Source organism: Azonexus sp., from assembly GCF_041909095.1.
Taxonomy (GTDB): Bacteria; Pseudomonadota; Gammaproteobacteria; order Burkholderiales; family Rhodocyclaceae; genus Azonexus.
On sequence record NZ_JAYREB010000001.1, the window covers coordinates 635212 to 658963 of the forward strand.

The window sequence follows — 23752 nt, forward strand, 5'->3', positions numbered from 1 at the left end:
ACCCCCCAACTCCCCCCCGCGCTGGATCTGAACCCGTCGGGGGGGCCAGCCCCCCCCCCCACTACTGATTTCTCATTACTCGACATTTGAAAGGGGTTCACGCAGAGGTGCACGTTTTTCATGGGTGAATTTCTAAGGTCAACAATGTCTCGGATTCTATCAGGCCCTGCTGGGTAGCCCGCATATAGAAACCTAACCGGGTCACGGCCAAGACTTGCGGCATATAGCCACCATCGATACCGCTTTAAGCAGCGCCGTTGTCGAATACGGACCGCCCCCCCCATTCTTGAACCTCCACTTTCCTTTGGCTCCACCTTCTTGAAGGCAGACTTCACCCAACAAATCCTCACGTCCCCCTCGGTACCTATACTTCCCTGTCTCTGGATCAAGGCGACGGAGAAGCGAAGATTTATTCCTTCTCCCCTTTGCCAAATCAGCGACGGCAGACCTCAGTGCCCCAAGAAGGTTGGCACCAACCTTATCCTCATCAATACGCGCCCCCTTACGCGAGGATTTCCCATTCAGCTTGGGGGAGCTGATGGCCTTCTGCTTGTACTCCCATTCGGTTGAGATCAGGTCGGGGAGCTCCCTCCCGAATAGGAAAGCCTCCATCGGCATCCTCCTTTTCTTGTCAGTACTCGCACAGCGATAAACGACGAACGCCATTCCCCCTTTGTTCTGCTTTCTAACCCACTTGGTCATTGCGGAGATGAACGAATCCTGACGGCCACCGACCGTTAGCCAAAACTGAATCGCAAGTCGACACCAAACTAAAGGGGGGAAAGCTGTGTGACTCCGCACCTCACGATGTTCACTGATGATGTACGTTTGCAACGCTCGAATGTATGGCTTGAGGTATATGTTATTTGACCGCTCATCAACATCACCGACAACAAACCGCACGGCGAACTTGGTCTTGTCCTTCCAGACTTCAGTATCCCTTTCATCGCCAAAGAAAACCCACGGCAAAGCCGCTTCTACAGTCCATTCTTGCGCGTCGAAATCGAGAGGAAATACTTTTGATTTTTTCACCATAGAGCCATCCCTGCCGCCGTCAAAACAGTTGTAAGTGCCCTGTACCCCCCCTATGTCACCCGGACAGGAAGCAGCCGTTTATTCACCGCTAAACCGGCTCGCCTTCCCGTAGGTACCCACATGTTGCTTAAGCAGCAGTCACGTGGGACCCCACACGAATCAACCTTTCCAGCGCATCCGTGTAGCGATCAAACAAGCCTATCGCACCGCCTGAAATCTTACATAAATTTCCTCCCGTTTCCTCCCGATTTTGAAAACTTTTGGCCCACGAATGCATTCCTTTGAGGGGCTGGATACATCTGGCCGCCAGCGCCGCCCCGTCGATTTTTTTAGCTGTGAACAACCAGCAGCTAGATCGACAGGCAAAACGCTGGTCGCTGGCTAACTTCTTTTAGGAGTAGGCCATGGTGGTCAAAAAGGAAGAATTCCTCACCGAGGAAGAAAAGCTGGTTGCAGCTCGTCTGCGGAAAGCCGCACGACAGGCAATCACACATCAACAGCTGGAACGCTTCAGCTACCTCCCCAACGAAGCGCACGTTCGCATGAATGTTGTGAAGTACCTGTATGGGTGCTCAGCCGCAACGATTTGGCGCAATGTCAAAAAGGGAATTGTCCCGGCACCGCACAAGTTTGGTTCGCGTGTCACCGCCTGGAACGTTGGTGAATTACGCACGGCATTGAGTGCTTGAAATCCAGCAGAAAACGCCGGCGCATCGTGCTGAAACGGCAAAGCAACACAACCAAAACTGTAAAAAATCAAGTGGATTTCAACGCCATAACTTGGCGAGTTATCAGCTTGGTGGATTTTTTCAGATCGAGGGATACAGCCAATCCTCAGCAGCTTTTGATGTGCCGGACACCCTCGCTGGCAGAAACCCACACACACCGAGATAGCCGCTTTCTTAATAACTGAAGCATCAATCAACCATTAATAACCAATGCTGATTGGTATTCAATCATATGGAGTACTAGCAATGACTGACAGTATCAAACTGTTCATCAGTATCGAACATATTGTGGCCTCTGACGAGCAGCTGGACACGCTTCCATTTCTTGTCGACCCAACCATTAATCAGCACGGGGAGATCCTGAGTTCATCTCCCAAGCCCCAGTGGATTAAGTCGCCACTGACGGGTGCCACTTTCGTGGTCACGCCAGTATTTCGTGACAACAAGTTTGCCCGGAAGGGCGAGTTGCTGGGGTACTTAATCAGCATCAACGTCCCTGCCTGCGTAGTTGGCAACAACGCCCTATTGCAGATCCTCGTTTACGGGTGCTGCTTATTTGCACTCGAATTTTTGAAAATGCACCTTCTACAGGAAGGCTGCAGCCCCGCCATCGTTAACCAACTTGATCTCGCACACGCCTCAATCAATGGGGTTGCACTGACATACCTGCTTGACTGCAAGGATCAGGCTGAGGCGAACAGTTTCAATGCGAAGATTAAAGAATACGGTGAAGCAACACTGAACACCAAGCACACCAACGCCAAGCAGAAGAAGCCGATTTCTAGCATCAGTTCGGCGGGGCAAACCACCGTCACTATCTACAAGCCTCGTGACTTTGAGGACAATTCATATGTGAAGGTTGGACCTACGCCCAAGTCCTTTGAGACCTTCCACTCATCTGAGGTACGTGAGGCTGTGTATGGCGAAAGCCGCCGCAAGGTTCGCCTTGAGCACAATGCCAATGAAAAGTGGCTGCTGAACAATGATGGTTACTCGCCTCTGATCTGGAAGAACAAGGCGAAGGCGGCAGAGCTAATTGCCAAGGCTTTCCAGCAAATCAAGGATTACCTTCGCGTCAGCGAGAACCTGCGCAGCAAGCGCCCGAAGCCGGACCAGATTGCCAGGCTCTCCCCTTCCGAACAGGCCATCTTGCACGACTACTTTAATGGCGTTGATCCCAAGGCGCACCCGTCAATGATCGGCAAGAGCGCGCAGTACTTTTCGAGCATCAAGCGCCATATCGAGACTGAACTGCGGATTGACATCACCATCCCCTGGGCTATCCACAGCACGAAGATTTCCCCGGATTTGCCCGTCTGGATGCAGTTACCCGATGAGTACCAGGCCCCGAGTCACTTGGTTGACCACTGCTTTGTCCGGGAAACCGCCAAAGCCAAGCTGAAGCAGTTGCGCCAGATCAATGCCCGCCTGGCTGCTAGGCAGATGCCGATTGCAACCTCCAATCAACCCTCGACGAAGACGGCAACAAAGCATCTCGGTCAGGCGAAGGCCTTCCTCTATGAGGGTGCTGATGAAAACGCCAACGACACCAGCGACATTTCTGATCTTTTCGACTAACGGCTAAACGCCAAATCGATCACCAATATCAGTTAAGCGTGTCAGGTCTCAAACCAAAGAGCTTGGGCCTGACACGAACAAGGAGTTACACCATGTTGATTATTGCCCCCACAAACATCGAAATCTCTCTTGGGGAAGCTGTCTCTGAAATGGCTGGCAAGGTTACTGTTCTGGCAGCGATTCATCTCATCGCGAAGAAATACTTGATCCGGGAGGTGGATGTTAAACACGAAATCGCCCATGCTCTGCTAACTGGGCATCTACTTGTTCGGAATCAAGCGGGATTTCAATACCAGCCGCCCGTGTGCGATCTGTCAGTCGAATGCATCAGCATCGAAGACTTGAACACTTATTTTGCATCGCACGGCCATGACTATGGCCTCTACCCTGGCGACTTCTCGCACGATGGATTTGGCGTTGCCGCCAACACCGGCATCTCCCCCTTTGCTGTGCCGCGCTGTTCGGTGAATGAAGTACGCACTCAGGCAATTCACAACTTCCTCAACTCCAAGGGTGTCGATCCTATGAACATCCCCTGGGGTGGAAAAAAAGCAATTGAGAAACACTTAACCCAAGAACTGAAGCTGTGCACTCCGGGGGGATTCGCCGAGACATGGAGGGCCATCTGCGGAAGGTACGTTCGTATGGCTGAGCATGATATGTACGCCCGCCGCCCAAGGTAGGTGAACTTCCCCTACGGCCCCGTGCGGGGCCGTATCTCATTTCCTTCCTCGTGATGAAAAAAACCGAAGCCCCCAGTATTGCGCCCCACTCCCCCCCCTAGCCCAACATGGGGCCTCATTCACAACAGGAGAAACTCCATGGATAAAAAGCCCACCTTTCACACTCGTTGCGCCACCTTTTTGGTCACTCGCAAAGGCCTCAAGCCGCTGGCAAAGAAGGTCAAGGAATGCGCACCAGTTAGCCCCCGCTGCATCATCAGCATTGAAATCAACTCATCATCTGCACGTACAAACCACTCGAAGGATGGGGCATAAGCATGAGCAAGGGCACCAAACTCCAGTTTCCATGCCTCACCCAGCCCATGGCTACACCGGCTATCGCTAAGGCATTACGGGAAAAGGCTTCAAAAAATGGCAGCCAATACTTTGTGAAGCCTCGTGGTCGGGGATGGGGCCAGGGACAACGCCCTTCAAAGGCGAAAACCTTATTCGATTAGAAATTTAGGAGCCGGCGGAATGGAAGAATCCACCTGAACCTTCCATTCCAATGGCATTGGTGGGCAAGTATACTGGGGGCTCTAACCAGCCACAGCCATCGGTAGCCCTTCCCAGTCTGTGGTGTAGCTCGGTGACAGCCGCTGCCGCTTCATCTGCCAAGGCTTCTCCATCCCCTCTGCCGCAGACCGTAAGGTGCCTCGACCCCACCGCTGATTGATAACATCAAGCGTTGCCATCAGCCGCTGACCTCGATCAGTTTCAGGATCGACAAACAGCGATGCTTGCGCCATCGCCTTCGGTCGCAGTTCGCTCAGCATCACCCCTGCCTTCTGATAGGCAAAGCCAGGGCGATACATTCGCCGCAGAACCTTCAATGCCCAATTGACCATCACTCGCGTATCAGCAGTGGCTTCGGGCAAAGGGATAGTCATCGAGCGTTGATACTGTGGCTCCTTGGGGTTGAACGGGTTGGTGCGAATGAACACCATCAAGGCACCGGCCAAGGAGGCTTGCTTTCGCAGTTTCTCAGCAGCCCTTGCCACATAGCTCGCAACGACTTCCTCAAGCTGATCGCGGTCATAAACGTATTGGCCGAAGGATCGGCTGCACATGATTTGCTGCTTGTCCGGGGCAAGCTCTTCCAGGTCCAGGCAGGACACGCCGCGTAATTCCCGAACGGTTCTCTCCAGCACCACTGAAAACTTCGAGCGAATCAAGTCAGGGTCTGCTTCCCGAAGCTGCAATACGGTGGTGATGTCCATATTGGCAAGACGAGCCTCGATCTTCCTGCCAACACCCCAGACCTCACCAACGTCGATACCGGCAAACAGTTGAGTGAGTTGCGATTCGCTCATAGTCGTGAAATCACATACGCCACCGGAGCCAGCCAGGCTTTTCTTCGCGCAGTGGTTCGCCAGCTTCGCCAAGGTCTTGCTCGGTGCAATGCCGACACATACCGCCAGGCCCAGCCACTGCTGAATACGCTGCCGGATTGCCTGACCGTACTCGACCAGATCCCGATTGAAACCGCTGAGGTCGAGAAAGCTTTCGTCGATGCTGTACACCTCTAGGTTCGGGGTGAACTGACCGAGCACTTCGACGACACGGTTGCTCATGTCGGCGTACAGGGCGTAATTCGAGGAGAAAGCCACGATGCCGTACTGCTTGGCTTCCTTCTGGATTTTGAACCAAGGGACGCCCATCGGAATGCCCAAGGCTTTGACTTCGGCACTTCGCGCCACCACGCAGCCATCATTGTTCGACAGCACCACCACCGGCTTCGAGGCCAGTTTGGGGTCGAACAGCTTTTCGCAACTGGCGTAGAAGTTGTTGCAATCGACCAACGCGAATACCGGCATCGCTACCCTAGCCGCTTGAACTTGCCGATCACCACGCCCCAGATGACCAACTCCATGTCACCGCGTATGTCGATGGTCGGATAGGCCGGGTTTTCAGCGACCAGTGCGACACGGCTATCACGATGATGCAGGCGTTTCACCAGGCGTTCGCCATCGACGAAGGCAATGACGATGTGACCGTGCATGGCTTTGATGCTGCGATCCACGACCAAAATATCGCCGTCGAAAATCTCCGCACCTTGCATCGAGTCACCCTGCACCGGGAAAAAGAAGGTGCTGACCGGGTTGCGAATCAGGTACTCGTTAATATCGAGCCGCTTGTCTTCGTAGTCAGCCGCCGGGCTGGGAAACCCTGCCGAGACCTTGGCTGCACCGAGCGGGATGAATACACGTGGCGGGTCGAGGGCTGGCAACCAGTCAAAGCTCGAATTGGCAGCCTCAAGCATGGGCTTCAACCGCTTCGGCAGATATAGGCAATTCAGTTTCAGCGTAAGTATCACCATCCATCAACAGGACGTGCTCGCACTCGGGACAAACCAAGCACACGCGATCACCGAACGTAGCCGTTTCCAGATCGGTGGCGTTCAGCGGGGAGTGACAGAATGGGCAGACGATACGAATCATGGCAGCCTCCGTTTAATACTGTATTTTTATACAGCAACTAGAGGCAATCAATACTGTATGCCAAAGTGATGAGCCCTCCCCACCTGAAACTTATAGTTAGCGTCGTGCAGACAGGGAGGGGGCTGAGTAGTTTCGTGTCGTTGTGCTGCTCAGCCAGCGTCAAATTATTGCTGGGCTACTTCGCCCAGGTGCTGCTCGACACATTCCCGAAGCTCCTTGCCCGCCTTCAAATAGGTTTCATATCTGGCAGGGACAGCCACTTTTAACCAATTTTGACAAAGGTTACGTTGAACTCCTTACACTGCCGATGCTGCTGCATTCGGTTTGTGAAACTGAAGGCATCGTTGAGTTCAAATCGCTGGAAGACATCCAAACCACGGCTTAGCACGATCTTCCAGCCGTGGTCGGTCATGATGTCGCGGTCGTGTTTGGTGCCGCTCTTGTCGTAGGCCCAAGAAAACTGAATGCCAATTCCAGTACAAGCATCAGTAATCTTCTGGAAGTTTTCGGTCTGACGTTCGCCGCTGAACTCGTCTTCGACTGTGACCACATGTACTGCAACCTCGTCCTCTGGGCCACTGATTTTGCTGATGGTCTCCAACAACTCCATCAAATTGCGCTGCTGATGGAACATCCGCAGGTACGGGTCAGTAATGACGATGCGACGCGCTCCCACCAGGTAAGGGCCAAAAAGCTTGTCGAAATTCACGCCACGCTGGTTTTCCTGAAAAACCAAATGCTGTTCCTTCAGCTCCATCGGGAGGGGGGGGAGTACCGGCGCTAGTGGTGTTGCTGATGGTGTTGCGGGCTGGGCCGCTTCTGGCGTCATTCTGCCCTGGTCTGGAACAGTTGCAGCTTCAACCGAGCCTTCGGCTGTGGCTCGCCGATGATACGAACTTGGATACTCGTCTTCTTCCAAGGTCGAGACCAAACTCTCAGAGCCCGCTGGATTGAAGTAGGAGAAGCGGACAGCTGGGTAGGTCGAGTCAATTCGCAGCAGCTGGTCCTTCACCCGCTTGCGCCCCTCAATTGCCACACGCAGGATCTCTTCAATCTCAGCTTGAGTCGCTTCCCCACTTGGAAAGAGGATCTTCATCAATCCCGAAAACGTCTTGTTGATACCGTCCCGGTCACGCGTCGAGATGTCGTCGGACAGACGGAAATGAGCTTTGTACCGGTCGGAAAAATCATGGCTGCGTAGCGAGCGCAGGATTTCCGCAAGGTAATCGACCACGAAGCCATAGCCATTGGAGAACATCTCCCCGCGAATGACATCGACTTCCCAGCCGGGGATGTAGCTGTGCAGCCGGTCAAGGAAAGCCGAATCATGGAACTTCTCTGGCAGCGGATCAAACAGGTCGGAATGCTTGAGCATGTACGGCACCGTGTGGTCGGTGTTGCCCACAAACACCATGCTGGCCTCTGCACCCAGGGTTTCCACACCCCGCGAGAACGACTTGTTGGCCATGTAGTTCTTCATGATGTCCACCAGCGCCTTGTCTACGCGCTTTTGCTTGCCGGCAAACTCATCAAAGGCAACCGCATCCCAATAGCCAACCAGTCCAAGTTTGCCAGAACTGTTGTTCACAAACAGTTTAGGCACCGTGACCTCGCCACCCGAAATCAGTATTCCGTGCGGTGAAAACTCCGAGTAGATATGCGACTTACCGGTTCCCTTCGGCCCCAGCTCGATCAGGTTGTAGTTGCGCTCACAGAACGGGATCAGCCGCACCAGTTGGCTGAGCTTGTTGCGCTTGCCAAACATCTGCGGGTTGAACCCCACGCTCTGGATCAACAGGTCAATCCACTCCTCGGTGGTGAACTGCTTGCGCGCCTCCACATAGCCATCAAAGTCGAAATGTGACAGCTGGATCGGCTTGATGGAGGCCAATATCCATGGAGAGGCATTCTTGTCCTCGGTGAACATGTATTCCAGATCGGCGATGCACCACACGCCACCCACCAAAAGCTTTGGGTGCGCTTTTACTGTGGCAGAGTCGATGACCACCTTTTTAACACCCAGGTTGGCAAACTCGGCCTCGTAGGCATCAGACTTATCGTTCAGCGCCACGCTGATGCGGTCAATGACCTTGTGCCGACCTTTTTCCTTGATGGTGGATCGCACCAGGCCCGCTTCGTTGCGGTGCACATAATGCTTGCGCAGGATCTCGCGCACGGTGTCGATGCCAGCCTGGATCGTGGCTTCGTCGTTGGTGGCGCAATACTGCCCCAGCAGGTACTCCAGCACGTAGGTGGGCACAATGGCATTGCCCTTCACGGTTTTGACGAGGTCCTTGCGAACCACCAAACCGGCAAAGTGCTGATTGATCTTCTCGTCCAATTGGCTCATCGGTCGTGCCTCAGCTAATTCTTCAAAAATCAAATTCACTCGTAAACGAACGGCGAATGGTGTAACGCACTGCCAAATACCGCGTGTGGTGCGATGTGCCGTCCACCGGCTCATCCAAACGCAATTCCACTTGCTGGTTATTGCAAGCTTCGGCCTTGCGACTCAAGATGAATCGTATGGATACCTCGCGCTCACGAGAATTGTCAGAAGCGTGATCAAAGGTCAGGTCGTGCGTATCTGAAATCGCCTCGCCCGCCAGCGAGTAAAGGCCAGCCCTCAGTCTTCGGGGTTGCCGCTTTTCAGTAACCGGCTCGGTTTGATACAGCACCACTGCCAACTGCCCGGTCGTGATGGTTTTTCCACCGCCACCGATCAACTCCACCTCGACCTTGCCTACATCGCTCTGGCGTTTCTTGTTGATGCTGATGACCGGAATCACCACCTCCTGCAATGTGGCTCCGCCATGCACGAACCGACTTCCAGAGCCCTTTAAACGCATACGGTTGATGGACTTCGGAATCTGAACCTGTAGCGTGCCCGCCAACCCCAGCTGCTCAGGTTGAAACGCCTTGAAGCTGGTGCTTTCGCGCAGCCCACGACCCAGCACAAAGCGCCGGTCGGTGTAGAGGATTTCGGCTCCACCAGGCTCACTGCTCACAAAGTCGCTGTCCTGCAGCGGGTGGTTTTGGTAGATGAAACCGTGGTCAGCCGTCACCAGCAGGTTGCTGGCATTGGCATTCGCCAGTTTCTTAATTACGCGCAGCAACTCGTCCAGCGTGTCTTCTGCCGCCCCAAACACCCGCTCCTCGGTGTCTCGTGTGTCCCCTGTCTTGTCGATCAGGTTGTGGTACACGTAAACCACATCGTGGTCGCGTATTAACGCCCGTGATTCATCTTTGCCCATCGCCAGCACGTCTTTGGCCAGTACAACGGTCGATGCTGCCACGGTTTGCGCCAGAATGCGGGCGCGATTGCTTGAGCCCGTCGCGCTGCTACCATCAACCAGAGCCTCGCCACTGCCGTCCTCTGCCAATTGCAGGGTTTGATGGGGAAGCAAAGAGGCCATGCCCAGTTGGGTGTAGCTGGGCAAGCAGGCCAGCGCTGGAACTAGCTCAGCATCAAAGCGATCTTCACGGCGGATCAAGCTTTGCAGCTCTTCACCTACCTCGTAACGGAAGGCGTCCGAAATCAGCACACACACCTTGCTCTTGCGCTCCAGGTAGGGTTGCACAAAGCGGGCAAAGAACTGGGACTGGCTGACCACAGGGGCTGCTTCCCATTGCTGGCAGGCATCGACAAACTGCTGCCAGCGCACATTCAGACGCGACAGGTAGTTGTTGGTATAGAGGTTTTCGACCAGATGGTTCAAACCCATCAGCAAAGAGGCTTGGCCGGACTCCCTGGCGTGGTGAATGTATTTGCGATAACGCTGATCCAGCTGGAACCAAGTTTTGGCGTACTTGTGCACACCATCGGCCAGAGAATCCATCTCCAATTGCACCAGCTCCAACTGCTGAATGAACTGCGCACCGTGTTCAAGGGCCAGATACACGTCCTTGTAGCGTTCAAACCAATGCCCCTGCCGACGAAGACGCACGCATTGCTCGACATCTTGAGCGGACACCGTGCGGGCCACCACCTCGCGCACCAGCTCACTCAAGACCTTGCGGTCAACGGCCTCAAACTCATCGACTGCCGCCAACTTGCGGTAGTCCAATGTCTGTAGCTTGTCCTCGACTTGCAGGATGTCGGCACACTGGGAAGACAGGCTTTCAAACGCTTCGGCGTGTGACCGGCTGTCCTTCCATCGCTTGATGAACACTTTCACCTCGGAGGACAGCTGCGGTTTGAACTCAGCGTCCACCTCTGTCAAGAAACAGGTCTTGAACAATTCAATGACGAAATCCCGCAGGCCCGGCTGTTCAGTGCTGTAGCCGTAGGCTCGCTTCATCAGCTCCCAAAAATGGGCGCTCAAACCGCTGCGTTCAACTAGCTTGAAGCGCGTATCGGAACCGTTGGCCAGCTCCCCTAAAAGGGTTTCGAGCATGACATCCAGGCGCGGCTCGCTGCCCACGCAAACGGCCAACATTTTTTGGCGCAGTGCATGCTGGCTATCTCCCGGCTCCAGCAACTCCTTCAGTTTTTCGCGCCGCTTGGTGGCCTCAAAAAAGACTACATGAGCCTCCAGCAAAGGGTAGGCATCCGGCCCAAGCTCCAGCTCGGCCAGCCATAGTGCGACCTGATCGGTACGGAAGGTGCTACCGCTGGCCAACTGAACATCCAGCAACCAGTTTTCAAGATGTGCTGGCTCCGGTCCATCCTTGAACAGCAGGAATTTCTGCTCGGGTTGCTCGCGCAGAACGCGGTACTTCACACCGAATTCGTTGTTAGCCAGTTCGATTTTTTCAACGCTGGGCAACGTCAATGACTCGAAGTCGGCGCGAAACTCACGGCGCGTGTCGTACCAAAAGACGATGCGTTGCTTCTCGAACAAGTTGCCCAGCGCCTGCTGGATCTTGGCGTTACTCATCTGGGCTTAATCCTCTTCCTTGGCATCCAGCCCGATGATCTTCTTCAGTGCCGAGCCGAACTTGCGGTAATTCACTTTCACCCCGTCGTCCAGGTCGATGGCGATTTGCTCGGTGGCCAGCGGGTAGAGCACATCGCGCTCGTAGTCTTCCAGCTCGGCCAGCACCTTGGCCAGGCGATCCACATCCTTCAGTGCGCGCGTCTTGTCGCCTTGGCTGGTTGCGGGGTTGATACTCACCGAGGCTTGGCGCTCCTTCTCGGTGACGAGCTTTTCACGGTAGTCGCGCAGGTATTTCAGCACCACGCTCACCGTATCTGGGCGGTAGCGGTGCATGTAGATCAGCGCGTTGAAGCTCCCCTTGGGGCTGCTGAACAGCCAGTAGATGGGACGCTTTTTGTAACGCTTCACGTGGTCGGCATAGAACTCGCCCAGGAAGTAGTCGCGCAAGCTGTAATTGCGCTTGCCTTTGATGTTCAGCGCCTGCTCGATGAAGGCCAGGTTGTCTTCGTAGTGCTCTTCACCAAATGCCACGCGCAGGAACTGGCGGAAGCGCAGGGTGATGTCATCGGCGAACCAGTCGTCATCCAGCACTGGAATCACGTTGTCGTCGTCCGCCGGAAAGCTCGGCTGAGGTACTTGGGCCAGATAGTCGGCCAGCGTTTCGCCCTGGTTGGCCAGGATCAGTCCTGGTTTGTCCAGGCTGTAGCGGCCCAGCATGCAGCCCACGGCGTAGCTCACCAGCTCGCGCATGGTGTCGGCCAGCAGCATCGCTTCCAGCTCTTCGTCGCTCTTGTCGCCGCCGTAGCGGTAGTGCGGGTTGCAGGTGAGCGTGATCTCGCTCAATCGCACCTCGGGCGTCAGCTCGTCCTGCAGACCATAGGCGTCGATGAAGATGCGGTTGTTTTCCTGCTCCAGGCGCTGCATGTCCAGCATCATTTCGCGCCAGTCGGCACGAAGCTTCTGGTAGCTGGCTTTGAGCGTGGGCTGGCGGTGATCAGGGTGTAGCAGTGGGAGGCTGGTGAAGTCCCATGAGACTTCATAAGAGTCCCAATCTCGCTGCGAATGAGCCGTTATCGAGTCGATGATCTTAGAGACATCAATTGACGTATCAGGCAGAGGAATTTTCCCAATATCGCCTGGATTGGCATTCAAAGTTGGATTGATTGCCTTTCCTAGAATGACATGCGCCTTAGAGTTTAATAGGCCTGCATACAGGCTTGAATCTCCTTCGCAGAACATAGCATTCGATGCGGAACTAAAAAGGAATCCCTTGGGCAACTTTCTTATCGAAAAAGCGCCGCTGGTAATTGAGGTCCAAGACAGGCCAGGCTTGAAGATGAAGTCTAGGTTTAAGTTGACGGCACGAATGCGTCCACTCTCATGCTCCTCAGTCTGTAGGCGATGGCCGTCGTTTTCCCAGTTAACAATATCATCAAAATTTCCGTACCACTTTCTGTATTCGCCCCCATTGGCATACGGGAACCACCGGAGGCAAGAATTTTCTGCCTCGGTCCTTGATAGATTGAATCCAATGCCTTTTATGGAAACTTCATGCCACGCGCGAACGAAAACTGCATTGAGTCCGGTTGCCATTCCCTTCCGAGTGGCGCAGTGATCGGAAATTAGATTTCCCTTCTCAAAGGAGCTGATAATCGCATCTGATAGCCAGTAGGCGACAGGGCTGCCCGGAATTTTCTTAAAATCCGCAGCGGAAGCCCGAAAAAAATATTTCTCCATGCCTTGCTCGGTCTGGTTTGCTTGGCTGTTACCCATCGTTGTTCTCCAAATCTTGCTCTTGCGCTCGGGCACCGATCTGCTGCCAGTCGTCCGCAATCGATTTCCAATCCAAGGTGCGCTCGACCGTCTGGCCTTTGCTATCCTTGCCTGACCACACTGCCCAGAAATCCGGATCATCCGATTTAGGCCGATGCTGCTCGGGCAGCGCGTTCATCTGCACCAGTACGGGTAGCTCCGACGCCCAGCCGAGCAAGATGGCGTGTCGAGAAGGGAGAGAGGGCAAGTCGCGCAGCAGGCCGCGCAAGTTGTCGGGCACCAGTTTGTGGACCAGCTCTTGGTCCCGGTCGTTGCTGATGCGGTGCAGCAAGTAGCTGTTGCACTGGGACAGAACCGTGGGCGACAGCTCGCTGGGGCGCTGCGAGGACAACACGAGGCCTAGCCCAAACTTGCGACCCTCGCGGGAGATCTTCTCGAACACCTGGCAGCAGATGGCGGCCGAGTTCTGGTTTTCCGCATCGTCGTGATAGCGCTTGATGAAGGTGTGCGCCTCTTCCATCACCAGCACGGTAGGCAGGGTCTTGCCATGATGTAGCTTGCGGTAGCGCTGCAGCGCCTCCAGCGTCATGCGAGCGATCACGGCAGTAATGATGTGCACTACCTCGGCAGGCACCAGCGATAGGTCGATGACGGTGACCGAACCGTTCGACGCCTGGTTGTCGCCGATGTAGTTGCGCAACCAGTCGTCCAGTGTGAGGTCTTGGGCGGTGCCCGAAACGATCTTCATGCGGCTGTCCGACAGCAGGGTGCGAATGCGCATCTGCATGGTCTCGACGTACTCTGAGACGCCGAGCAGTTCGGCGGTGGCCTCGACGCTGCGGAGAAGCTGCTCGCCAGTGAAGGGGCGCGGCACATCGGCGTCGATGGGCAGGATGTCGGTGTCGCTCCCGCCAAACACAGAATGCGTGCTGCTCAGCACGCCGATCAGTGCGCCGATCTCTTGAGGGGTGAAAATTGCTGGCCAATCACCTCCATGTGCAGCCAAGAGCGTGGTGATGTGTTGAATCAAGCCATTGAACGCAGAGCTTTCCGCCGCATCGAAAGAAGCGTTGTCGGCCAAGCCCTCTTTCCATCGGATCAATCGATCACGGAAGCCTTTTGCTGGCCCGGCACCTTTCCACGGGTTCCCCGAATTTCTTTCGACTTGAATCGCCGAAACGAGCGTGCGCAGATAGCGGCGCATCTCATGGCTAGGCGTCACCATGGTACCAAACACGCCGTCACGAACCGACCGCAGCGCCTGTACCAAGGTTGGGCGCTGAGTCTTTGCACTGGCCTGGGTGAAGGCTCCCCATTCGGCGCTGTTCCAGAACCACAGCGGGATCTGCAATTGCTCGACGCCTTCGCTGGGTTCGACAGCAAACACCCGCACCTTGCTCATGCCGCGGAAGGTGTTGGCATACTCGCCATTGGGGTCGAGCACGATGAAGCGGGCGTTGGGGTCAGCGCCGCCTCGGGCCTTGCGAGCCTCGTCCATTGACCAGCGGATCAAGCCTGCAACCGAGCATGACTTGCCGCTGCCTGTGTTCCCCAGCACGGCCAGATGACGGCCGAACAGGCGGTCTGGGTCAATCTTGACCTCGGCATTTGCAGCCAGCGGGCTGGTGCCGATCAGCACATGCCTGTTGTCGCCAGACTCGACGATGGCGCGTAGCTGGTTTTGCGTGGGCAGTAGCACTGCATCGCCGACGGTGGGGTAGCTTTCGACGCCGCGCCGGAAGCGATACACGTCATGGCCGTGCGCGTTTTTTCTCTCGTAAGCGAGCACCCCCAGCGGGTTGAGGTTCATCTTGCGCAAGGGATAGGGCAAATCTACCAGACCGAAATCCTGCATGCCCTTGCGCTTGGGGTATTGCGAACGCTCGATGGTGATCCACTCGACCTGGGCGACCAGATGCCCTTCGTCGCTGGGAATCAGCACATAGCCGTTGATGCGCGGAAAAGGGCGCGGTGTGCCGGTATTGAGGGCCACGCCATCGGGTGCCTCGATGTCGAGCAGCACCTTGATCTCGTCGGGTGAGACGAAGTCGATGGTGCCGATGCGCAAGGAGTCGGCATAAGCCAGGGGGGACATGCTCATACAAGGCCACTCCCGTCAGAAGCGCCAACTTCTGGGGCTGCAGCTTTGGCAGGTTGCGGCTCCGTCCCCATGCGCTGCTTGAGCAGTTCGCTCATGCGGAAGGTGGTCTTGTCGATAGCTGGCTTGGGCAGGTAGTGCTCGGTCAGCGTCGTCAAGTCTGCCAAGGCCGGGCCGATCAATAGGCTGATCTGGGAGGGCCGGCCCAGCTCTTGGTAGGTCTGCATGATCCGACCCAATGGGTCGTCATACGATATCACCACCAGATGCGTCGAGGGGATGGTGAGCATGTCGCGGATGACGCGGTTGATGTGCTCATCACCAAAGCTATAGCCGTAGGTCACCAGCGTGCTGTTCGGTCGGCACACAGCTGCCGCGAGATCGCGAAACAGCTCCACGTAGGGGTAGTCAGCAGTCTCCCTGTCCTTGGCGGCGTTGGGATAGATCATCAGCTCATGCGCAGTCGCTCCGCTCAAGCCGGGTGCCTGCAAATAGGGTTCAACGCTGGTAGCCCCAAATGGCAAACCGATACGACGAATGTCCTTGCCGGTTTGCACCCAGTCCACGGAGCCGTGCAGCTTGGTGTAGCGGGCCACGCCTTCCAGATAGCGAGGTTCGCCACGGATGCCCGGCGGGTTGTAGTGCATGTCCAGATCCAGCCTGGACGACCGGAAGATGGGCATCAGCTTGCCCAGGAAGCGATCCAGCAGATGTAGCCCGGCCAACTCGGCCCCGGCCTCGATCAGCCGGTCGTAGTTGGTGGTGAAGATGTTCAGCCGGTCTCGCACCCCGGTTCGGCCGGCGAAGCTCATCAGGAAAGTGACGAGGGTATTGAAGGCCTGCTCGCGTTTGCCTTCTTCTGCAAGAGCTATGGAGGTTTCGTTTGTTAGTATTGAAGCAGAAAACCCCTGAAGCACGGCGTCAATACACGCCTTCAAGCTGTCGGCTTTTTCTGATTCGACAATCTGCATGCCCCGAAGTAGATCGTTTGCCACGCGAAGATCATCTTCAATATTTGCAGTTGCACGCCCCGTTCGCGGGGCCTCCTTGTCTGCTGCTGCGAATATCTTTGAACCCATCTCGCCAAAGGCATACCCAGAGCGATCCATACCACTAGCACCTGTCCCCGTGGCGATCCGGTGGATCGCGTGGGTTATTCCTGACCCAACCAGCAATGACAGATGTTCCGATTGGAATAGAGACGTCAGCCACGGCTCAATGCGGTTGCGAAGCTCTTTATGGCCGAAGGTCTCACCAGTGAGCCAGGCGACTTGCGAGCCAGCTTGCAGCTTGAACGCATCACCGTCTGCCGCAAACGCCACCGGCTTATGGTCATCGCGAATCTTGAGCGTGTTGACAGTCATTCTTCTCTCCCCTGGGAATGTTTTTTGTTACGCATGCGCGACACGAGCTGCGGGCCACTTCGGAAAGCTCGCGTTCCACAGTTCGATGTTGAACACCTGACAGTTCTCCACCAACTGACGCTTCCAGCGCGGTACGGACTTGCCCATGGGGGGCAGTTTCCTGGCAATCTCGTCCGAGAAGTTGGGCAGCAGTTCGCTGTCTTCTAGCGTGACGAGGCTGATGTAGTAAACAGGCTTGTGCAGGGATTCCTCTGCCCAGCGATACAGGAAAGTATCGATGAACTTGGCGGCAAAAGTGTCGCTCAGCGTGCCGTCTTGCAGTTCGCCATGGAACTTTGCCAGCCCCTCGGCCTGTGCTTTGGGGTTGCCCGGGTCTTTCACCTCAACAAAGAGAATCGCCTCTTCAAGCTCGACAACGAAATCGACGCGATGCATTTGCCCGATACCGTGGTAGCCCGGTTGGTCGGCCTTCATCTGGTCGAAAACAATGGCGTCGATCGCATTCGTGAAATCGATTTCCAAGTCGCGCTCGCGCAGCTTCATTTGCCCAGCCTCCCCATCTTGCGAGCGGCTTGCTCCTTGGTCAGCTCGTTGAAGGTGTCGGCAATGGCGTTCGGGTCAATGGCGCGGTAGTCGTCCATGCTGTCTCGTCGCACCTGACTGGTGCCGGTATCGCGGGAGAGCACATGGAAGCGCAGCTGATCACCCTTGCCCTTGTCCATCAGCAGGTCAAACCACTTGAGCAGCACGTAGTCGTGCGTGGCCAGGATGACTTGCTGGCCGTTGCGGGCGAGTTCCAGCAGGGCCTGCACCAGATCCCTCATCAGCTTGGGGTTGAGGTTGGATTCAGGTTCATCCCACAGCAGAGGGCCAGTGGTGCCGGGGTTGAGGCTGCCATTGCTGAGCAGGCGTTGCAGTACGCCGATCTTGCGGAAACCCTCTGCCGTCATGCCGCTGGAGAGTAAAGGAGCCTTGGTGGGCACGAACTTCTGAACGGAGTCCTGAAAGTTTTGGGCTGCCTTGGTGGCGGCGCTGCTTGCTCCCAGTTTTTCAATGTAAGCTCCGGGCTGGAAACAAAACCGACCACCGTGTAACTCGTACCGACCACCGATCAGGTTGGCGAGCCGTGGCACGATGCTGGCAAAACGAGGGTCGAGTTGCACCTTAGCATCCAAATCATCGGCACCTTCTCTAATGAGCTGGTGAGCCAGGTCCAGGTAAGCGTCATCGAAAATGCGCTCGATGGTGGGCTGGTGGGATTCATCAGCAGTAAGGCCACGCACCAGCGACAGCACTTCCTTCGTTGGGATGAAAAGTGCGGCAGCGGGGGTTCCACCAATGCCAGGAGTTACTTTGGCCGCAGTGGCGTTGCCGCTGAATTTGGCGGTAATCTTCTGGCCTGATGCAAACGAGGCTCCCAGCACGGCATTACCCCGAGTGCCTGAACGACGCAAATCGCCAACCTTGTCGCTGAGGGGCTGATAGATCCGGCACAACTTATTCGCCAGCTTTTCATGGGCCTGCTCACTCCAGGCGTCCGGCCCGCTCAGTGTCAGAATGGCCTTGAGCAGCTGGGTCTTGCCGGTTCCGTTCTCTCCGATAACGATGTTGATACCCGGAGAGAAGTCGATGGTCAGTTCTGTGAAGGCAGTAAAGTTTTTTAGCTGCAGGTTGGTGATCATGCAGCCTCCTGCCTCTGTGCAGCCTTTAGATTCCGCTCGTTTCTTGGGGGAAACTCAACAGGCTTGTTTCCTTCGCCAATGTCCTCGTATTCGACGTAACAGTAAGCGCCTCGGCTCTGAGGACTGCCGCCCTTCTTGAGTACAGTCGCTGCCGTTCCAAACGCAATACCCATGACCATGTTGGCCATGTGTACCATGCATTCAATGGATGTTTCGCTCAAGATGCGTTCCCGTAGCGACTCGTAAGACGACAGAAACATCCAGCTCTGCATGGTGACCATCGCGCTGTAGCCATACTTCGGCGTCAGATCAAAGCCGCGCTCTATGAACATCGCGAACAGGTCGGACTTGCTGTTCGGGTAGTTCTCCTTGGCCCAGGTGCTCAGCCGTCCGTTCATGCCTTTGCCGCCCATGTAGGGCGGATTGGCCACCACCACGGCATAACGCGGGGTCAGAGCTTCAGCCATGCGCAGTACACTGAGCACGCGCTGGTGGGTCTCGGCCAGGAAGAGGTTGCCGGCCATGTCCTTGGCTTCCAGCGTGGCCAGCACATCGGCCACGTTGCCAACCTTGGGCACGATCAGCGAGCCGAAGTTGTCAGCCTCGCTGAACTGCCACAGCGTTTCGCGCAGGCCATGGGAGAACAGATCGCGGCCCAGGTGGCCCATGTACTCGTCCAGCTCTTCACGGCTGAAGCTCACCTTCTCCAGCACAGTGATATTGGGCTCGATACGCTTGTTGAAGAAGCGGCGCTGGCGAGCACGTGCCTTCATGGTCAGTGCGAAGGCTGCCAACTCACCCGCGCGCTCGTCCAGCTCAATGCCGTAGAGGTTGTGCGTCAGGATCTTTTCCGGGATTTCGGTGGCGTCGTAGCCTTCCTCTTCGTAGATGGCATACAGCAGGTCGAATGCGTAAGTGAGCATGTGACCAGAGCCGCAGGCCGGGTCGCAGATTTTTATCTCTTCAGGACTGTTGACCGTAAGGAAATCCGTTTCGACTTGCTCGGGCGGGATGTAGTACTCCATTTGCTCTGCCAGCCTGGAGTTTGGGCGGTTGAGCAACCACAGTCGGCCCAGGGAGTTGTCTACCAGGTAGCGCACGATCCAATGTGGGGTAAACAGCTGGGTCGCGGCAGGAATGTTCTCGGGGGTGATCTTCTGGTTTTTCTTCAGCCCCTCGAAGACAGCATCCTTCTTCTCGGAGATATAGAACTGGTATAGCCAACCGATGACCTCGACAATGGGCTCCCCAGTAGCCGAATCCTTGCAAGCATCCGGTGTCATGGCCTCGCGGGTGTAGGCCAGGATGGAATTGCCCGAGAGCAGGTCGTCGGGCATGAGCAGCTCGGTGTAGTCGTCGATGCGCTCGAACAGGAAGGGCATCGACTGGTGCCAGGCGTTACACGCGGCCACCACCAGCAGGCGGTACGCCTCGCCCTGCGGGTCGTGACTGGGGGCTTTGCCCGCCAGCAGATCGGTAATCTGCTGCTGTGTCTTCGCGGGGACCATTTCCTCGTCGAGGTGGCCCATCTTGGCTTCGAGCAGGATCTCGGGCTGAAACTGGCCTTCGGCGGGGGACACGATGCCGATCCGCGTGTAGCGGTTCACATCCATGAAGCGCAGCGCGCAGAAACGGTTGAACCAGGTGTAGGCCACCCGCTCAATGACCTGTTCCTTGCCATGGCTCTTGATGGCGTTTTCCAGCTTTTTGACGGCCACTGCGCTTTCACGACTCGCTGCGCTGCCCTCAGACAGCACCAAGGCCAACTTGGCGCTGACCTGCTCACCCAGGGTTCGACGGGCGAATTGTGCGAATTTTTTTAGTTTGCTGGTATCCATTAGTTTTTTCCTGACGCCACGAAAATACTCCTGGCTCTCCCTTTAGATTTGTACTCTGTTGCCGGCTTGGATTTCCTTTAACCAAGCTTCGCGTTGCTTCTGCAGGTAATCATCGAGTTCGGCTTCACTGGTGAGCCATGGCTTGGCATAGCTGACTTTGATGGTACGGGCTGGCACGAGCTTTGGCTCAGTGGGCTTGGGCTTTGAATTTACGGCAGGACCGCCGACCGGTGTTGTGACCACGGGCGAAGACGGAACAGGCTCAGCTACAGTGTTCGAGACTGGGCGCTCATCTGCAGGCTTTGCCAATTGATCCAGTTGCAGCAGCAGTTGCGGGAACCGCTCATCTTCAAAGTGCCGCAGCTGGTCGCGGATCATGGCGATGCGTTTTTGGCCTTGTAGTGCCTGGGTGGCGTCACCAAAGGGTTTGCTCAGCAGTGATTGATGCACAGGACTGAGCCGACCATACTCATCAGCGGCCTGAAGCTTTCGTTCCAACTCGGCCAGGCGGTTGGCGGCAGCTTCTTTTTCGGTGGCCAATTGGTTGGCGATGGCTTGTTGCAACGCATCCACCTGAGGTTTAAGCTGCTGCAACCGGTTGCCTTGCCATGGCTTGTTGTCTGTCAGCAGGTTGCGGACACATTCCACCTCCGCCTGCGCGACGTAGGCAAAGTTGTCTTCCTGCTCAGCCACCAACAGGCGTGCCTGGTCGTAAATGTTCTTTTGTGGGCTGCTCATGAAGCGCCGCACTGGGTCGATGATGTTTTCCTTGGTGTCCAGCAGCGCATCCTCTGCACGAGCCAAATCTGTGAGGAACCAGTTGGCGTTCTTGCTGGCAACATCTTTCAGCGTGGCAATCACCGGGTCGAGCACACTGAGGAAGGGGTACGAGCCTTTTTGGCCATGCAGCTCGACCAGCTCAATTTCCATGTCCTTCAGTGCGTCGATGGCTTCTCGGGCCAAGGCACGCGCTTCGTTGCTGCTGGCAGGCCTGTCGAAGAAATCGGCAAAAAACTCTTTCAACGTCCGAACCTGAGAGGCACTGAACTCGACCTGGGGTTCAAGCACCAGGGAGGCGTGGGCATTGGTGTTGCGCAAGCCGCGTTCCAGCGCATCCTGCTCCAGCGAATTGCTGTCCTGGCGCACCTCAACCTTGCTACGGGCACACAGCAAGGCCAGGTTGCACAGAATGGCGGCGTAATACCAACCGTAGTTCTTGCGCTCAAAACGCTCAATCAGGCTCTTGACCGTGGTGCGCACGCCGCTACGTGCGTTGCTCTGAATGAAGGCTAATAATTCCTGTTCGGGCTCGGTGAGGCTGGTGGCATCGTTGGCCAACAGACCGTCTTCCACCATGCGGAGATGCTTGCCAATGTCAGCTTCATTGAAGGGCACATCGCGCAGCATGCGCAGGTTGGGGTACGTGGTCTGGATCAGGTGATCAAAGCCCTTGAGCACGCGCGTTTGGCCGTCTTCGCTGCTGACATCCACATCGGCAGCGTTGATAACCAGGGTGGCTTTGCCCAACAAGGCACGGGCACGCACTTGCAAATCATTCAGACGCTCGGTGTTCTGGAAGCCTTTGGCGTCGAGGATGCGTTTGACAGCTTCTTGCTGCGTATTGCTGTTCTGACGGATGTACTTCTCGGTGCGCTTGTGCATCGTCAGGTCTTGCATGAAGCGCGCATCGGCGGGCAGCACCACACGCAGCTCATCCCGCCCCATGCTCTGCATACGTTGCAAGGTGATGTTGTCGAAGTTATCCGACAGCGGGGTGACGATGTGGATGGCCAACTCATGCTCTCGGCTGAGCGCACGGTCGTCCATCTTGCGGGTGTAGGGATAGTCCTGTCCGTTGCTATGCCGAATCTTGCGCTGCTTGATTACGCCGTCGAACAGCAGCGTTTCCAACTCTTTCAGGATGTCAGCGGCTTCAACCTCGGTGTTCTTGATCTCCTCCTCGATGTCTTTTTCTTCATCGGTGAGGTATTCATATACGTCGGCGTTGCGCTGAATGTAGGTCTGCTGCTCCAGCAAATTAAGTGCAGCTTCCAGCTTTTTGCGCTGGGCAGGCAGATCCTCTCCAAAACGTTCGAGCATCAGCACACTCAGGTTGCGCACCGTGGCTTTGAACTCTTTGACGTACTTTACTAGGAACAGGGCCTTGAGGACACGAACTGCGTATTCGTCGCCCAGGTGCCGCTCGGCGTTGTTGATGGCACTCTGAATGGCACTCTTGAGTGCACCGCGAATGCCTTCAAACATGCGATCAAACGTCGCCAGCTGCCCCACAGGCTCGTTGTCGATGGCCATGGCCACCTCGCGGAAGACGCCCAGCATGGAGCGTTCGCCCACCGAGTTGGCTTTGCCTTCAAAGCCGTTATGCATCGAAATTCCACGGATGGCCGTCTGGAACAACGGAAATTGGTAAGGCACGAAGGGATAGCAGTAGACGAAGTGGTCTTCGTCGCGGAAGTTGGTGTACTGCTGCCCGCCGTCGGCAAACTCAAAGAGTGTCTTGAAGTTGTTGAATTGCTGGCTGTAGGTGGTCTTCAGCAGCTCGGTACCGATCTCGTTTTTGGTCAGCAAACGCTTCTGAATCACCTCTGCCACGTCGGCGCTGGTGAGTTTGAGGCGGTTGGCAAAGCGGGCCTGGATCTTGGAAAAGTCGTTGCTCTGCTGTTTGCTCATGTCCCCGAGCACGGAGTTCATGTCTTCCTGCGCGGTGACGATGATCCAGGCACGACCTTGGCATTTGGTGGCCAAGCTTTCGGCCACCGTCTGCAGGTTGGTCATCAGCTTGGTGTTTTCAGCGATGTACTGACCGACTTCATCGACGAAGAAGTTGAGCCGGAAATTGGCGGGCTTTTTGTCTAGCCAAGCCTTAACCTGATTGCCGAAGTCCTCGATGGAAACGCTGTACTGAGCACGGTACTTGTCCAGAATGCCCTTGGCCAAGGCGGGATCTTCACCTGTGATTTCGGCATAAGCTCGGGCGATATTGCCTGACTCCAGCAGAGCCTGTTCGCGCCCACGTTCCCATGGTTTGTTGGCATGTTGCTGGTACGTCCGTTTGAACGCTTCGAGTTGATTTCGACTGTCCAGGTCTCGCTCGAACTGGGCGATGTACCCCTGCTTGCCGAAGTAGCCGCACATCTCGTTGAAGACTTTGACGAACACCGACAGCAAGGCGTCGATCTGGGTCTTGCTGATGATGTCGGCTTTCTGGTCGATGTTGAACAGAATGCTCTTGGACGGGATGGCGACAGCTTTTTTGAGTGCTGCGCGTAGCAACTCGTCTTCCTTCGGAATCTTAGGCAGGAAAATGTCGAGCGCGGAGCTACCGTCGATGACACGGTTTTCCAACAGCAACGCCAGCATCTTCAGCAGGTGCGACTTACCTGAGCCGAAAAAGCCCGATATCCAAACGCCATTTGCACCGTGGTAATCGTTGTACGCATCGAGGAAATGCTCCAACCGTTTGGCGACTTCATCGGTCAGGACGTATTCGCTGAGTTCAACGTACAAGCTGGTTTCGTCGTCAGCCTTGATGACGCCTTCGATGGGGCGATTGACCGGTTGCCGAAAAATGCGATTGAGTTCCATCGACTGC

17 protein-coding genes are annotated in these 23752 nt (G+C 55.8%); 4 read left to right on the forward strand and 13 right to left on the reverse strand.

What is annotated here, in order from left to right; genetic code table 11:
- Nucleotides 1-201 precede the first annotated feature (201 nt).
- On the reverse strand, nt 202-1035 hold the full coding sequence (locus ACE3OV_RS03040) for a hypothetical protein (protein ID WP_374324896.1): 834 nt from the start codon (nt 1033-1035) through the stop codon (nt 202-204).
- A gap of 404 nt (nt 1036-1439) precedes the next feature.
- On the opposite strand from ACE3OV_RS03040, the gene ACE3OV_RS03045 reads away from it, so the two are divergent.
- The 4 genes from ACE3OV_RS03045 to ACE3OV_RS03060 all read left to right on the forward strand — a co-directional run bounded on the left by ACE3OV_RS03045 (nt 1440) and on the right by ACE3OV_RS03060 (nt 4339).
- On the forward strand, nt 1440-1724 hold the full coding sequence (locus ACE3OV_RS03045; RefSeq protein WP_374324898.1) for a helix-turn-helix transcriptional regulator: 285 nt from the start codon (nt 1440-1442) through the stop codon (nt 1722-1724).
- A gap of 285 nt (nt 1725-2009) precedes the next feature.
- Complete coding sequence (locus tag ACE3OV_RS03050) at nt 2010-3341, forward strand: hypothetical protein (RefSeq protein WP_374324899.1); 1332 nt, start codon at nt 2010-2012, stop codon at nt 3339-3341.
- A gap of 92 nt (nt 3342-3433) precedes the next feature.
- A complete protein-coding gene (locus ACE3OV_RS03055) occupies nt 3434-4024 on the forward strand; it encodes a hypothetical protein (protein WP_374324901.1) in 591 nt (196 codons plus the stop codon).
- Between the two features lie 138 nt (nt 4025-4162).
- Nucleotides 4163-4339, forward strand: coding sequence for a hypothetical protein (locus ACE3OV_RS03060; protein ID WP_374324903.1), 177 nt, complete (start codon nt 4163-4165; stop codon nt 4337-4339).
- 263 nt (nt 4340-4602) lie between these two features.
- On the opposite strand, the gene ACE3OV_RS03065 is transcribed toward ACE3OV_RS03060, so the two are convergent.
- From ACE3OV_RS03065 to brxC, 12 genes are all read right to left on the reverse strand, one after another.
- Entirely contained in the window at nt 4603-5880 is a 1278-nt protein-coding gene (locus tag ACE3OV_RS03065) for a Y-family DNA polymerase (RefSeq protein WP_374324904.1), read from the reverse strand.
- A gap of 2 nt (nt 5881-5882) precedes the next feature.
- The gene (locus ACE3OV_RS03070; RefSeq protein WP_374324906.1) at nt 5883-6326 is read right to left on the reverse strand and encodes a LexA family protein; all 444 of its coding nucleotides are present in this window, start codon (nt 6324-6326) and stop codon (nt 5883-5885) included.
- Nucleotides 6319-6504, reverse strand: coding sequence for a hypothetical protein (locus tag ACE3OV_RS03075; protein ID WP_374324908.1), 186 nt, complete (start codon nt 6502-6504; stop codon nt 6319-6321). The genes ACE3OV_RS03070 and ACE3OV_RS03075 overlap by 8 nt, the downstream gene beginning before the upstream one ends.
- Nucleotides 6505-6766: 262 nt before the next feature.
- The gene (brxL, locus tag ACE3OV_RS03080; RefSeq protein ID WP_374324909.1) at nt 6767-8854 is read right to left on the reverse strand and encodes a BREX system Lon protease-like protein BrxL; all 2088 of its coding nucleotides are present in this window, start codon (nt 8852-8854) and stop codon (nt 6767-6769) included.
- A 22-nt stretch (nt 8855-8876) separates the two neighbouring features.
- Entirely contained in the window at nt 8877-11384 is a 2508-nt protein-coding gene (gene pglZ / locus ACE3OV_RS03085; protein WP_374324911.1) for a BREX-1 system phosphatase PglZ type A, read from the reverse strand.
- A gap of 6 nt (nt 11385-11390) precedes the next feature.
- Nucleotides 11391-13157, reverse strand: coding sequence for a BREX-1 system adenine-specific DNA-methyltransferase PglX (gene pglX / locus ACE3OV_RS03090; protein WP_374324913.1), 1767 nt, complete (start codon nt 13155-13157; stop codon nt 11391-11393).
- The gene (locus ACE3OV_RS03095; protein WP_374324914.1) at nt 13150-15258 is read right to left on the reverse strand and encodes an ATP-binding protein; all 2109 of its coding nucleotides are present in this window, start codon (nt 15256-15258) and stop codon (nt 13150-13152) included. The genes pglX (ACE3OV_RS03090) and ACE3OV_RS03095 overlap by 8 nt, the downstream gene beginning before the upstream one ends.
- Nucleotides 15255-16619 (reverse strand): SIR2 family protein, encoded by a 1365-nt coding sequence (locus ACE3OV_RS03100; RefSeq protein WP_374324916.1) that lies wholly within the window; start codon nt 16617-16619, stop codon nt 15255-15257. The genes ACE3OV_RS03095 and ACE3OV_RS03100 overlap by 4 nt, the downstream gene beginning before the upstream one ends.
- A gap of 27 nt (nt 16620-16646) precedes the next feature.
- Nucleotides 16647-17162, reverse strand: coding sequence for a hypothetical protein (locus ACE3OV_RS03105; RefSeq protein WP_374324918.1), 516 nt, complete (start codon nt 17160-17162; stop codon nt 16647-16649).
- Nucleotides 17159-18301: an ATP/GTP-binding protein gene (locus tag ACE3OV_RS03110; protein ID WP_374324919.1), complete on the reverse strand. Its 1143-nt coding sequence runs from the start codon at nt 18299-18301 to the stop codon at nt 17159-17161. Before ACE3OV_RS03110 ends, ACE3OV_RS03105 begins: the two co-directional genes overlap by 4 nt.
- Nucleotides 18298-20139: a BREX-1 system adenine-specific DNA-methyltransferase PglX gene (pglX, locus tag ACE3OV_RS03115; protein ID WP_374324921.1), complete on the reverse strand. Its 1842-nt coding sequence runs from the start codon at nt 20137-20139 to the stop codon at nt 18298-18300. Before pglX (ACE3OV_RS03115) ends, ACE3OV_RS03110 begins: the two co-directional genes overlap by 4 nt.
- Before the next feature lie 42 nt (nt 20140-20181).
- Entirely contained in the window at nt 20182-23745 is a 3564-nt protein-coding gene (brxC, locus tag ACE3OV_RS03120) for a BREX system P-loop protein BrxC (RefSeq protein ID WP_374324923.1), read from the reverse strand.
- Between the last annotated feature and the right edge of the window lie 7 nt (nt 23746-23752).

Bases quoted from the DNA above. Each gene is read 5' to 3' on its own strand.
- brxL (WP_374324909.1), bottom strand. From the start codon at position 8,854: ATGAGCCAATTGGACGAGAAGATCAATCAGCACTTTGCCGGTTTGGTG.
- ACE3OV_RS03045 (WP_374324898.1), top strand. From the start codon at position 1,440: ATGGTGGTCAAAAAGGAAGAATTCCTCACCGAGGAAGAAAAGCTGGTT.
- ACE3OV_RS03095 (WP_374324914.1), bottom strand. From the start codon at position 15,258: ATGAGCATGTCCCCCCTGGCTTATGCCGACTCCTTGCGCATCGGCACC.
- ACE3OV_RS03070 (WP_374324906.1), bottom strand. From the start codon at position 6,326: ATGCTTGAGGCTGCCAATTCGAGCTTTGACTGGTTGCCAGCCCTCGAC.
- ACE3OV_RS03075 (WP_374324908.1), bottom strand. From the start codon at position 6,504: ATGATTCGTATCGTCTGCCCATTCTGTCACTCCCCGCTGAACGCCACC.
- pglX (WP_374324921.1), bottom strand. From the start codon at position 20,139: ATGGATACCAGCAAACTAAAAAAATTCGCACAATTCGCCCGTCGAACC.
- ACE3OV_RS03050 (WP_374324899.1), top strand. From the start codon at position 2,010: ATGACTGACAGTATCAAACTGTTCATCAGTATCGAACATATTGTGGCC.
- ACE3OV_RS03055 (WP_374324901.1), top strand. From the start codon at position 3,434: ATGTTGATTATTGCCCCCACAAACATCGAAATCTCTCTTGGGGAAGCT.
- pglZ (WP_374324911.1), bottom strand. From the start codon at position 11,384: ATGAGTAACGCCAAGATCCAGCAGGCGCTGGGCAACTTGTTCGAGAAG.
- ACE3OV_RS03040 (WP_374324896.1), bottom strand. From the start codon at position 1,035: ATGGTGAAAAAATCAAAAGTATTTCCTCTCGATTTCGACGCGCAAGAA.
- ACE3OV_RS03065 (WP_374324904.1), bottom strand. From the start codon at position 5,880: ATGCCGGTATTCGCGTTGGTCGATTGCAACAACTTCTACGCCAGTTGC.
- pglX (WP_374324913.1), bottom strand. From the start codon at position 13,157: ATGGGTAACAGCCAAGCAAACCAGACCGAGCAAGGCATGGAGAAATAT.
- ACE3OV_RS03110 (WP_374324919.1), bottom strand. From the start codon at position 18,301: ATGATCACCAACCTGCAGCTAAAAAACTTTACTGCCTTCACAGAACTG.
- ACE3OV_RS03105 (WP_374324918.1), bottom strand. From the start codon at position 17,162: ATGAAGCTGCGCGAGCGCGACTTGGAAATCGATTTCACGAATGCGATC.
- brxC (WP_374324923.1), bottom strand. From the start codon at position 23,745: ATGGAACTCAATCGCATTTTTCGGCAACCGGTCAATCGCCCCATCGAA.
- ACE3OV_RS03060 (WP_374324903.1), top strand. From the start codon at position 4,163: ATGGATAAAAAGCCCACCTTTCACACTCGTTGCGCCACCTTTTTGGTC.
- ACE3OV_RS03100 (WP_374324916.1), bottom strand. From the start codon at position 16,619: ATGACTGTCAACACGCTCAAGATTCGCGATGACCATAAGCCGGTGGCG.